The 11,997-nt window shown below is 61.8% G+C and carries 8 protein-coding genes and 3 tRNA genes; 4 read left to right on the top strand and 7 right to left on the bottom strand.

All coding sequences use genetic code 11. The annotated features are described in order from the left end of the window. Window positions 1-22: 22 nt before the first annotated feature. The 3 genes from amiB to nnr are packed head-to-tail and all read right to left on the bottom strand — an operon-like array spanning window position 23 to window position 3,822. Window positions 23-1,819 (bottom strand): N-acetylmuramoyl-L-alanine amidase AmiB, encoded by a 1,797-nt coding sequence (gene amiB, locus ACRAWE_RS18380; RefSeq protein WP_063918011.1) that lies wholly within the window; start codon window positions 1,817-1,819, stop codon window positions 23-25. Between the two features lie 7 nt (window positions 1,820-1,826). Further along, on the bottom strand, window positions 1,827-2,297 hold the full coding sequence (gene tsaE / locus ACRAWE_RS18375; RefSeq protein ID WP_025159581.1) for a tRNA (adenosine(37)-N6)-threonylcarbamoyltransferase complex ATPase subunit type 1 TsaE: 471 nt from the start codon (window positions 2,295-2,297) through the stop codon (window positions 1,827-1,829). A 10-nt stretch (window positions 2,298-2,307) separates the two neighbouring features. Beyond that, the gene (nnr, locus tag ACRAWE_RS18370) at window positions 2,308-3,822 is read right to left on the bottom strand and encodes a bifunctional ADP-dependent NAD(P)H-hydrate dehydratase/NAD(P)H-hydrate epimerase (protein ID WP_197667630.1); all 1,515 of its coding nucleotides are present in this window, start codon (window positions 3,820-3,822) and stop codon (window positions 2,308-2,310) included. On the opposite strand from nnr, the gene queG reads away from it, so the two are divergent. Further along, the gene (gene queG / locus ACRAWE_RS18365; protein WP_074055428.1) at window positions 3,821-4,960 is read left to right on the top strand and encodes a tRNA epoxyqueuosine(34) reductase QueG; all 1,140 of its coding nucleotides are present in this window, start codon (window positions 3,821-3,823) and stop codon (window positions 4,958-4,960) included. The two genes, nnr and queG, sit on opposite strands and share 2 nt — an antisense overlap. A 312-nt stretch (window positions 4,961-5,272) precedes the next feature. Here queG and ACRAWE_RS18360 read toward each other — a convergent pair. The 4 genes from ACRAWE_RS18360 to orn form a co-directional block, all read right to left on the bottom strand. Continuing rightward, window positions 5,273-5,348, bottom strand: a tRNA-Gly gene (locus tag ACRAWE_RS18360). 54 nt (window positions 5,349-5,402) lie between these two features. Then, window positions 5,403-5,478: transfer RNA gene (locus ACRAWE_RS18355), tRNA-Gly, on the bottom strand. A 66-nt stretch (window positions 5,479-5,544) separates the two neighbouring features. Next, window positions 5,545-5,620: transfer RNA gene (locus ACRAWE_RS18350), tRNA-Gly, on the bottom strand. A gap of 192 nt (window positions 5,621-5,812) precedes the next feature. Beyond that, on the bottom strand, window positions 5,813-6,358 hold the full coding sequence (orn, locus tag ACRAWE_RS18345; RefSeq protein ID WP_432525702.1) for an oligoribonuclease: 546 nt from the start codon (window positions 6,356-6,358) through the stop codon (window positions 5,813-5,815). 245 nt (window positions 6,359-6,603) lie between these two features. Between orn and rsgA the strand changes: the two genes are divergently transcribed. The 3 genes from rsgA to mscM all read left to right on the top strand — a co-directional run bounded on the left by rsgA (window position 6,604) and on the right by mscM (window position 11,983). Next, a complete protein-coding gene (rsgA, locus tag ACRAWE_RS18340) occupies window positions 6,604-7,653 on the top strand; it encodes a small ribosomal subunit biogenesis GTPase RsgA (protein ID WP_432525701.1) in 1,050 nt (349 codons plus the stop codon). Between the two features lie 75 nt (window positions 7,654-7,728). After that, entirely contained in the window at window positions 7,729-8,622 is an 894-nt protein-coding gene (gene asd / locus ACRAWE_RS18335) for an archaetidylserine decarboxylase (RefSeq protein ID WP_019453390.1), read from the top strand. Window positions 8,623-8,635: 13 nt separating this feature from the next. Then, window positions 8,636-11,983 (top strand): miniconductance mechanosensitive channel MscM, encoded by a 3,348-nt coding sequence (gene mscM, locus ACRAWE_RS18330; RefSeq protein WP_019453391.1) that lies wholly within the window; start codon window positions 8,636-8,638, stop codon window positions 11,981-11,983. Window positions 11,984-11,997 lie beyond the last annotated feature (14 nt).

The raw sequence follows: 11,997 nt of genomic DNA, 5'->3' as shown, positions 1-11,997 counted from the left end.
GCTGACTCCTGTAGCGATGGCGCTAGGCCTGCGGAATGGTCAGCGTCCGATCCAGCGGCGCGACGTCCGACTTCAGATTATTGACCCGTTTCAGATCGCCGACGCTGACGCCGTAACGAGAAGCGATGGAGGAGAGCGTATCCCCACGGGCCACTTTATGTTTGGACGGCTTCTTCGCCGGCGTTTTCGCCTTGGCGACGGTAGTGATGGCGGCGTTTTTCCCCGCCGGCACCTTCAGGCGTTGCCCGACCCATACGCCGTCTTTCTTCAGTTTGTTCAGATCCCGCAGCGCCGCCATGGTCGTACCGTAGCTGTCGGCGATGCCGGACAGCGTCTCCGCCCGCTTCACCACGTGGATCTGGGTTTTGCCGCTTTGGCTGCGGCTCGCGCCGGCCGAGCTGACGATAGGCTCCGGCTGGCGCACGTCTGGTGTTGAGGTGTTAACCGCCGCTGCGACGTCCAGCGGTCGGTTTTCCACCTTTGGGTCGGCTTGCAGCGGATGCGCCAGGAAGTAGCTGCGCAGACCGTTATGGATGGCCTTGGCAATCTTCTCCTGATACGCGCTGCTGCCCAGCAGCCGCTCCTCCGTGCTATTACTGATAAATCCGGTTTCCACCAGCAGCGATGGGATATCCGGCGAACGCAGCACGCCCAGGCTGGCGTGTTCCGGCCGGCGTTTATGCAGCGATCCGACGCTCTGCAGCTGCTGCAGCACTTTCACCGCCACATCGTACCCCACGCGCTGCGAGTGGCCGAACTGCAGGTCCAGCACCGCCTGGCTCAGATAAGGGTCGGCCTGGCTGTTGGCCAGCAGATCGCCGGCGCCGCCGAGCAGCTCGGACTGCTTCTCATGCTGTTCGAGCCAGCCGGCCATTTCGCTGTTGGCGCGGCGGTTGGACAGCACCCAAACAGAAGCGCCGCTGGCGCTGCGGTTCGGCGCGGCGTCGGCGTGGATGGAAACCAGCACGTTGGCGCCCTGCTTACGCGCGACGTCGGAACGCCCCATCACCGAAATGAAATAGTCGCCGTTACGCGTCAGCACCGGCTTGAACTGCGGATCGGCGTCCAGCATCGCCTGCAGACGGCGCGCGATGGCGATGGTGACATTCTTCTCTTTCAGGCCGGTCGGGCCGATGGCACCCGGATCCTGACCGCCGTGGCCGGCGTCGATCGCCACCACCACCCGATCGCCGGAACCGGCGGAAACGCGGCTGCTGCGCGGCGTCACCTCGGTGGCGGTGCCTGCGACCACGCTCTGTTTATTGGTAAAGGGGTTTGAACCCGGCGGCGCTTTGCGCAGCGGCGGCTCCGGCGCTTCACGCACCGCGACCGGCGCCTGACGCGGCGGTTGGCTGACCGCCACCGGCGCAGGCGTTTGCACCGGCGCTTTACGCGCCACGGCATTGGCGCCGCCTTCGGCCGTAATGGTGAAGACCACGGTGTGTACGCTGCCGTTCTGACGGGTGGAAACTCGGGTTTTGGCGCGCTGGGTCAGATCAAACACCAGGCGCACGCTCTGGGCGTCTTTCGGCGCGCTGGAGCGAATGCTTTTCACTAGGTTTTGGCCGCTGAAATTGAGCGGCAGGCCGCCGACCTTGCCTTTCTGGTTGACGTCCAACACCACGCGATCCGGGCCGTGCAGCGGGAAAAACGCGTAGTCCGGCGGGCCATTGAAACTCACCGACACCGTCGCTTCGCGCTGGGCGTTAGAGACTTTGATATCGGACAGCGAAGACGCCGCCAGCGCGTTCAGCGCGCCGAGCGGCCCCAGCACGGCGATCAACATGACGATCGCAAATTTTTTCAACGCATGCGTCATTGCAGCATCATCCCTGTGATCCATGGATACGGTCTAACAATTGGCCGCCGTAAGCGGAAATCGCCTCGATCTGCGCCTCTCGTCCTTCGCCCTGATAGCGCAGATGTAACGCCAGATCCGGCTCCGGCAGCACGCCGGTGCCCTGCTGCGGCCATTCGACCAGGCAGATGGCGTCTTGCGCGAAGTAATCGCGAATGCCCATAAACTCAAGCTCTTCCGGATCGGCCAGGCGATACAGATCGAAGTGATACACCGCCAGCGGCTGCAGGGCATAAGGCTCCACCAGCGTGTAGGTCGGGCTTTTGACGTTGCCCCGATGCCCCAACGCCTGCAGGAAGCCACGGCTGAAGGTGGTTTTACCGGCGCCCAGGTCGCCGTACAGATAGATGACGCTGGCGCGATCGCAAGCCTTGGCCAAAGTGGTGCCCAAAGCGACAGTCGCTGCCTCGTCCGGCAGAGGTAAAACGAGTTCTTTCATTCGATAAAGTCTATTTTGCCCACTCAGGGTTAACGAAATGAAGGATGTCCGGCAGTAAATCGGTCGCCAACATGCCTCTTGTACCTTGTCTTTCCGCTACGCGATCGCCGGCCGCGCCGTGTACGACGCAGCCCGCACAGGCAGCATCATACAGCGAGAGCTTTTGCGCCAGCAAACCGCCGATGATGCCCGACAGCACATCGCCCATGCCGCCCGAGGCCATGCCGGCGTTGCCGACGTCGGCGATCGCCATCTGCCCCCGCTCATCGGCGATCAGCGTTCCGGCGCCTTTCAGCACCGCCACGCCGCCATAACGCGCCGTCAGGTTACGCACGGCAAGTAAGCGATCACTCTCGATGTCGGCGGTGCTGCAGCTCAACAGCCGCGCCGCCTCCCCGGGATGCGGAGTCATCACGCGATTCTGCCGTTTCTCGGGATTTAATGCCAGCAAGTTCAGCGCATCGGCGTCCCACAAAGCCGGTTTATCGCTGGTTTGCAGCACGTTCAACGCGTTTTTGCCCCACTCAGTCTGGCCCAACCCCGGGCCAATCACCAGCACATCCGCCCACTGCATCGCCTGCCGCAGCGTCGCTTCGTCCAACGCCTGTGCCATCAACTCCGGTCGGGCCGCCAACAGCGGCGCAACGTGTTCAATGTGAGTGAGCACTCGCACCAATCCCGCCCCGCTGCGCAGCGCCGCTTCCGCCGCCATGCGAATGGCGCCGCCGAATCCGCGGTCGCCGCCCACCAACAGCAGACGGCCATGTTCGCCCTTGTGGGCGCAGGGACGGCGCGGATGCAGCCAGCGCGGCAGCACTTCGGCGGTAAGCCGCTGAATCTGCTCCGGTTGCTTTGCCAACCAACCCGATAAGCCTAGCGTATTCTGATGAAGTTGCCCGACCCAATCGCGCGCCTGGCCGGTCAGCAACCCCGGCTTAAGACCGATAAACGTGACGGTGTGTGCGGCACGCACCACCGCCCCCGGCGCCGCACCGCTTTCTGCCAGCAGGCCGGACGGGATATCGAGCGCCACCACCGGCGCCGAATGGCGGTTGGCGGCTTCGATCAGCGCATCGTAAGGCGCACGCGGCGCACTGCCTAAACCGGTGCCTAACAGAGCGTCGATGATCAGATCGACTCGTTCAGGCCAGCGGCTGTGCGCCGGCAGAATATCGCCGCCGGCGGCCAGCCAGGCCAGGCGGGCTTCAGCGGCCTCCGGCGGCAACGGCCGTGCGCCTTCACAGGCGATCACCGTCACCTGCACGCCCGCCGCCTTCGCCAGGCGCGCCGTCACATAGCCATCGCCGCCGTTGTTGCCGTGGCCGCAGAGCACCAGCCAGTGGTCGCGTGAGGGGTAAGCGTTGCGCGCCAGCGCGTAGGCCGCCTGACCGGCGCGCTGCATCAAATCGTAAAGAGAAATACCGAGCGAGGCCGCCGCCGCAGGTTCCGAACGCCGGATCCAGTCCGCAGGCCAGACAGAGTGTGGTAAACTGTCAACGTATGCTTTTTCACTGTGGCCCGTCATGACGCACCCCCTCGATCTCCATCAACTCGCCCAACATATCAAGCAATGGGGGCAATCGCTAGGATTCCAGCAGGTTGGCATCTGCGATACCGATCTGAGCCTTGAAGAGCCGAAGCTGCAGGCCTGGCTCGACAAACAGTACCACGGCGAGATGGAATGGATGGCGCGCCACGGCATGTTGCGCGCGCGCCCTCACGAGCTGTTGCCGGGCACGCTGCGGGTGATCAGCGTGCGCATGAACTACCTGCCGGCCAAGGCGGCGTTCGCCAGCACCTTGCAAAACCCGCAGTTGGGTTACGTCAGCCGCTACGCGCTGGGGCGCGATTATCACAAGCTGTTGCGCCAGCGCCTGAAAAAGCTGGGCGATCAAATCCAGGAATACTGCGGCGAGCTGAATTTCCGTCCCTTTGTCGATTCGGCGCCGGTGATGGAGCGCGCGCTGGCCGCCAAAGCGGGTATTGGCTGGGTTGGTAAACACTCACTAATTCTCAACCGCGAAGCCGGATCCTGGTTTTTCCTCGGTGAACTGCTGATCGATCTGCCGCTGCCGGTGGATCAGCCGCAGGAAGAGCAGTGCGGCCGCTGCGTCGCCTGCATCACCACCTGCCCGACCGGTGCCATCGTCGCGCCCTATACCGTCGACGCCCGGCGCTGCATCTCCTACCTGACCATCGAGCTGGAAGGCGCGATCCCGGAAGAGTTCCGCCCGCTGCTCGGCAACCGCATCTACGGCTGCGACGATTGCCAGCTGATCTGCCCGTGGAACCGCTTTTCGCAACTCACCGATGAAGACGACTTCAGCCCGCGCGCCGCGCTGCATGCGCCGCAGCTGATCGATCTGTTCAATTGGACGGAAGAAAAATTCCTGCGCATCACCGAAGGCTCGGCGATACGCCGCATCGGCCACCTGCGCTGGCTGCGCAATATCGCGGTGGCGCTGGGCAACGCGCCTTATGAGGACAGCATCGTACTCGCACTGCGCGCGCGTTTGGAGCAGGACGCCATGCTGGACGAACATATCCACTGGGCGCTGGCGCAACAGCTCGCCCGCCGCGAAGCGCAGGGCATTGAGGTGCAGACGGCGCAGAAAAAACGGTTGATACGGGCTGTGGAAAAAGGCCTGCCGCGCGACGCCTGAGGGCGTACATCGCACAGTCATGCCGCCCGAGCGACTCACTCTGTGGATTTGTGTATAAAAATAAAAACACGTTGTCTTTCAACTGCAACAAAAAGAGCAAGTGATCGGCATAACGTTTCGGCATAAATAAATAAGCTTATAAATCAAAGCAATAAATATTTAATTTGTATGACGTTGATTTTTCAGGCAGGCGGGTTTATGTACAGAGGCTGTGGATAACTCTGTTCACAACGTTTTTACCGGGTGTGTAAAACGGGACAAAAATCCGCGCCCGACAAGGCGTTGGATTTGAGTTTGAAACGAAGAGAAAATTGGAGCGGGAAACGAGACTCGAACTCGCGACCCCGACCTTGGCAAGGTCGTGCTCTACCAACTGAGCTATTCCCGCATTGAGATGCTTTTGGCATCCGGCCACCAAATACTGGCGTGACCTTTGAATTTTTGGAGCGGGAAACGAGGCTCGAACTCGCGACCTCAACCTTGGCAAGGTTGCGCTCTACCAACTGAGCTATTCCCGCGTCGCATAGATACTGCTTGATACTGCTTTATTTATTCATCATGCCGCATCGCGACATTGTTGAATTTGGAGCGGGAAACGAGACTCGAACTCGCGACCCCGACCTTGGCAAGGTCGTGCTCTACCAACTGAGCTATTCCCGCCCGGCGTATCGATGGTGGAACGTTACGAAATTCTTCATCGGTACGGGGTGCGCATTATACGAGAAATCCTTTTTGTCGCAAGCCCCTGAAAGCAAAAAAACGCGATTTTTGTTTGATTGCCGATTAAAGCGCCAGATTGGCGAATTAAGCGGCTAAAAACGGCGTTTTTTCTCCACAGGGGCTGCTATCGCCTTAAAGCTGAATGAAATGTTCGCGGTAATAAGCCAGTTCGGCCACCGATTCGCGGATGTCACCCAGCGCCTGATGGGTGCCCTGCTTCTTAAAGCCGCCGAGAATTTCCGGCTTCCAGCGGCGCGCCAGCTCCTTCAGCGTGCTGACATCCAGATAGCGGTAATGGAAGTAGGCCTCCAGTTCCGGCATATAGCGGAACAGGAAACGGCGATCCTGGCCTACGCTGTTGCCGCAGATCGGCGATTTGCCGGCCGGCACCCATTGCTGCAGGAAGGCGATGGTTTCCAGCTCGGCGGCGCGATCGTCCTGACGGCTGGCTTTCACTCGCTCCACCAATCCGCTGCCGGTATGGGTGCGCACGTTCCACTCGTCCATCAGGGCCAGCTGCTCATCGGTTTGATGCACGGCGATCACCGGCCCTTCCGCCAGGATGTTCAGGTTGGCGTCGGTGACCAGCGTGGCGATTTCGATAATGCGGTCACGCTCGGGATCCAGACCGGTCATCTCCAAATCGATCCAAATCAGGTTATTTTCGTTTCCTGTCATGATGTTTCCTGCCTAAAAGCCGAGAGAAAAACGCTGCGCGGACGAGACGGCGGGCGCCGCCGGTGGCGACGCGCCGCAGCCGGCGGCTAACAACGGTTATTTAATATAAAATAGCGTGTATCATAGTCTTTTTGGTCGCCCTGGGCGACATATACCCTGACGGGTTCAAGGCTGCGCCCGGGGAAAGTCCCCCGCCGCAGCTGTGCGTATACGTAAAGGTATAAAACCGATTCAAGTGAGGCGCAGTGAGTAAGAACAAACTGTCCAAAGGCCAGCAACGCCGCGTGCAGGCGAACCATCAGCGCCGTCTGAAGCGCGCTGACAACAAACCGGAACCTGATGATTCCCAACTGGGCGAGCCGCAGGAAGGCGTCGTCATCAGCCGTTTCGGCATGCACGCCGACGTTGAGGCGCCGGATGGCACTCAGCACCGCTGCAACATCCGCCGCACGCTGCGTTCGCTGGTGACCGGCGATCGCGTGGTGTGGCGCCCCGGCCTGGGCGCCCATGAAGGGGTAAAAGGCATTGTGGAAGCAGTGCACGAACGCACCTCGGTGCTGACGCGCCCGGATTTCTACGACGGCGTGAAGCCGATCGCCGCCAATATCAATCAGATAGTCATCGTGTCGGCGATCCTGCCCGAGCTGTCGCTGAACATCATCGACCGTTATCTGGTGGCCTGCGAAACGCTCGAAGTCGAGCCGCTGATCGTGCTCAACAAGATTGACCTGCTGGACGCCGAAGCGCGCAAGCTGGTCGACGGCATGATGGATATCTATCGCAAGATTGGCTACCGGGTGCTGGAAGTCTCCAGCCAGACGCGGGAAGGCATGGAGGAATTCGAACAGGCGCTGGCCGGGCGCATCAGCATCTTCGCCGGTCAGTCCGGGGTCGGCAAGTCCAGCCTGCTGAACGCGCTGCTGCCGCCGTCCGAAGAGCAAATTCTGGTAAATCAGGTTTCCGACGTATCGGGCCTCGGGCAACATACCACCACCGCCGCGCGGCTGTACCATTTCCAGCACGGCGGCGATGTGATCGACTCTCCAGGGGTGCGCGAGTTTGGCCTGTGGCACCTGGAGCCGGAACAAATCACCCGTGGCTTTGTCGAATTCCGTGATTATTTAGGCGGTTGCAAATTCCGCGACTGCCGCCACGATACCGATCCCGGCTGCGCCATTCGCGAGGCGATGGAGAAAGGCGATATCGCGGAAGAGCGTTTCGACAACTATCACCGCATTCTGGAAAGCATGGCGCAGGTGAAGGTTCGCAAGAACTTCACGGACGCCGCAGACTGACACTGACGGGCGGGATTGACGACGGCGGAGCCCTCGTTACAATGCGCGCCCTTTACCCTGATTCACGAGGTTAACGTGCTGGATAGCATCAAGATTAAATTGCAATATTGGCTGCCTAAGCTGGCGCTGACCCGCCTGGCGGGCTGGGGCGCGGACAAACAGGCCGGCTGGCTGACCCAACTGGTGGTCAAGACCTTCGCCCGCTACTACCGCGTAGAGATGCAGGAAGCGCAAAATCCGGACCTGGCGTCTTACGCCACTTTCAACGACTTCTTCGTGCGCCCGCTGCGCGACGGCGCACGCCCTATCATCGCCGACGCCAACTGGCTGGCGCTGCCCGCCGACGGCGCCATCAGCCAGCTCGGTCCGATCCGCGACGATCAAATCTTCCAGGCTAAAGGCCACCATTACAGTCTGGAAGCGCTGCTGGCCGGCAACTATCTGCTGGCCGAGCCGTTCCGCAACGGCCTGTTCGCCACCACCTATCTGGCGCCGCGCGATTACCACCGCGTACACATGCCGTGCGCCGGCGTGCTGCGCGAGATGATCTATGTGCCGGGCGATCTGTTCTCGGTCAACCCGCTCACCGCCGCCAACGTGCCTAACCTGTTCGCGCGCAACGAGCGCGTGATCTGCGTGTTCGACACCGACATCGGGCCGATGGTGCAAATCCTGGTCGGCGCCACCATCGTCGGCAGCATCGAAACCGTCTGGGCCGGCACCGTCACGCCGCCGCGCGAAGGCATCATCAAGCGCTGGACCTACCCGGCCGCCGGTGAAGAAGGTGCCATCGCGCTGGAAAAAGGCGCCGAGATGGGCCGTTTCAAGCTCGGCTCCACGGTGATCAACCTGTTTACCGCAGGCAGCGTACAGTTCGCGCCGCAGCTGCATAACGGCACCGTCACCCGCATGGGTGAGGCCTTCGCCGAAATTCCGGCCGCCGCTGAAACACCACAGACCCCGCTCTAAAGGAATCGACGCCGTGCGCCTGATCATCACGCTTTTGCTCGGTTGCCTGCTGTGGCAACCGGCGCTGGCCGCCCCCGTGCCGACCGAGAACCAGCTCAAACAGGAGCTGAAGCAGGCGGAAAGCAGCAAAAACGCGCCGAATCAGGCGGAGACCACCGAAGCGCTGCAAAGCGCTCTCAACTGGCTGACGGAGCGTAAAGAGTCGCAGACTCGCTCCGAGCAGTATCAGAGGGTGATCGACGATTTCCCGAAGATGACGCAGGAGTTGCGCCGGCAGCTGGTGCTGGAAAGCAACAAGATCCTGCCGAACGGCGACGATCTCCCGGCGGCCGATCTGGAGCAGCAGATCCTGCAAACCAGCAGCCTGCTACTGGAACAGGCACGCCTGCTGCAGCAAGAGCAGGATCGCACCCGGGAAATCAGCGACTCGCTCGGCCAGTTGCCGCAGCAGCAGACCGACGCCCGCCGCGCGCTGACCGAAGTGCAGCGCCGTTTGCAGGCGCAGCCCGCCAACCCGACCACGCCGTACGCGCAGGCCGCCCTGGCCCTGCTGCAGACCGAAGCCGCGGCGCGCAAGGCCAAAGTAGACGAACTGGAGCTGGCGCAGCTGTCGGCCAACAATCGCCAGGAGCTGGCGCGCATGCGCGCCGAAGTCTATAAAAAGCGCCACGAGAAAATAGACGTTCAGCTGCAGGCGCTGCGCAACAACCTCAACGCCCAGCGCCAACGCGAAGCGGAACTGGCGCTGGAAAAAACCGAGCAGTTGGCCGAGCAGAACGGCGATCTGCCGAAGAGCATCAGCCAACAGCTGCAGATCAACCGCGAACTGTCCGCCGCGCTGAACAACCAGGCGCAGCGCATGGATCTGATTTCATCGCAGCAGCGGCAGGCGGCGGCGCAGACACTGCAGGTGCGCCAGGCGCTGAGCACCATCATCGAACAGGCCCAGTGGCTCGGTTCGTCGTCGGCGCTGGGGGAAACCCTGCGCGCCCAGGTGGCGACATTGCCGGAAATGCCCAAACCGCAACAGCTGGACGGCGACATGGCCCAGCTGCGCGTGCAACGCCTGCAGTTTGAAAGCCAGCTGGAAAAACTGTCGCAGCGCGAGTTCAAACGCGACGACGGCAGCGCACTGACCAACCAGGAGCAGCGCATCGTCGATGCCCAGCTGCGCACCCAGCGCGAGCTGCTGAACTCGCTGTTGTCCGGTTGCGACACCCAAATTCTCGAGCTGACCAAGCTGAAGGTGGCCAACACCCAGCTGATCGAAGCGTTGAACGAAATTCGCGACGCCACCCACCGCTACCTGTTCTGGGTGCCGGACGTCAATCCGATCAACTTCTCTTACCCGCTCAACGTGGCGCACGATCTGACGCGCGTCCTGTCGCTGGATACGCTGTCGCAGCTCGGCGGCGCCTTCATGATGATGGTGACCAGCCGCGAAACGCTGATCCCGATCTTCGGCGCCCTGCTGCTGGTGATTTTCAGCATCAGTTCGCGCAAGCACTATCACGCCTTCCTCGAGCGCGCCAGCAGCCGCGTCGGCAAGGTGACGCAGGATGAATTCTTCCTGACGGTGCGCACCGTGTTCTGGTCGATTCTGGTGGCGATGCCGCTGCCGGTACTGTGGGCCGCACTCGGCTACGGCCTGCAAAGCGCCTGGAACTACCCGGTGGCGGAAGCGATCGGCAAAGGGGTGACCGCCACATTGCCGATCCTGTGGATCTGTATGATCTGCGCCGCCTTCGCCCACCCGCAGGGGCTGTTCATCGTGCACTTCCGCTGGCCGGCGAAGCAGGTCTCGCGCGCCATGCGCTACTACAAAATGTCGATCTGGCTGATCGTGCCGCTGATCATGGCGCTGATCACCTTCGATAGCCTGAAAGAGCGCGAGTTCGCCAATACGCTGGGGCGGCTGTGCTTCATCCTGCTGTGTCTGGCGCTGGCGCTGGTCACCCACAGCCTGAAACGCGCCGGCATCCCGCTGTATCTGGATAAAAACGGCTCCGGCGACAACATGCTCAACAGCGCCTTTTGGGGGCTGCTGCTGTCGGCGCCGCTGCTGGCGGCGCTGGCGTCGACCGTCGGTTACCTCACCACCGCGCAGGCGCTGTTGGCGCGCCTGGAAACCTCGGTGGCGATTTGGTTCCTGCTGCTGGTCATCTACCACATCATTCGCCGTTGGATGTTGATCCAGCGGCGGCGCATCGCCTTCGATCGCGCCAAACAGCGCCGCGCCGACATTCTGGCCCAGCGCGCCCGCGGCGAAGACGAAACTTCGCATACCCCGAACAGTACCGAAGGATCCATCGATCCGGACGATTCAGACTTCGATCTGGACACCATCAGCGCCCAGTCGCTGCGGCTGGTGCGTTCGATCCTGACGCTGATCGCGCTGGTGTCGGTGATCGTGCTGTGGTCGGAGATCCACTCCGCGTTCGCCTTCCTGGAAAACATCTCGCTGTGGGACGTCACCTCGACGGTGAACGGCGTGGAAACCGCCCATCCGATCACCCTCGGCGCGGTTCTGATCGCCATTCTGGTGTTGATCATCACCATGCAGCTGGTGCGCAACCTGCCGGCGCTGCTGGAGCTGGCGGTGCTGCAGCACCTCGATCTGTCGCCAGGCACCGGCTACGCCATCACCACCATCACCAAGTACCTGCTGCTGCTGTTTGGCGCAGTGCTCAGCTTCGCCTGGATCGGCATCGAATGGTCGAAACTGCAATGGGTGGTCACCGCGCTCAGTCTGGGGTTGGGCTTCGGCATGCAGGAGATCTTCTCCAACTTCATCTCCGGCCTGATCATCCTGTTCGAGAAGCCGATCCGCATCGGCGATACCGTGACGATCCGCAACCTGACCGGCACCGTCACCAAGATCAACACCCGCGCCACCACCATCTCGGACTGGGACCGCAAAGAGATCATCGTGCCGAACAAAGCCTTCATCACCGAGCAGTTCGTCAACTGGTCGCTGTCGGATAACCTGACTCGTGTGGTGCTGACCGTACCGGCGCCGGGCGAAGCCAACAGTGAAGAGGTGACCAAGATCCTGATGAACGCCGCCGAGCGCTGCTCGCTGGTGCTGGATAACCCGGCGCCGGAGGTCTACCTGGTCGACCTGCAGCAAGGCATCCAGATCTTCGAGATGCGTATTTACGCCGCCGAGATGGGCCACCGCATGCCGCTGCGCCACGAGATCCACCAGCTGATCCTGGCAGGCTACCGTGAGCACGGCATCACGCTGCCGTACCCACCGTTCCAGGTGCGTACCGAGACGCTGTCGCGGCTGACCAACAACGGCCGTACGCCGCCGTCCACGCCGGCACCGAATACCAAGCGCGACGCCGGAGGGCTGTAAGGGACTCTCGCGAT

Origin of the sequence: Serratia sp. BFP-2025, assembly GCF_050880365.1 — a bacterium.
Classification (GTDB): Bacteria; Pseudomonadota; Gammaproteobacteria; order Enterobacterales; family Enterobacteriaceae; genus Serratia; species Serratia surfactantfaciens.
Note: the sequence above shows the minus strand (reverse complement) of the source record. Positions and strands in the feature narration are given on the sequence as shown.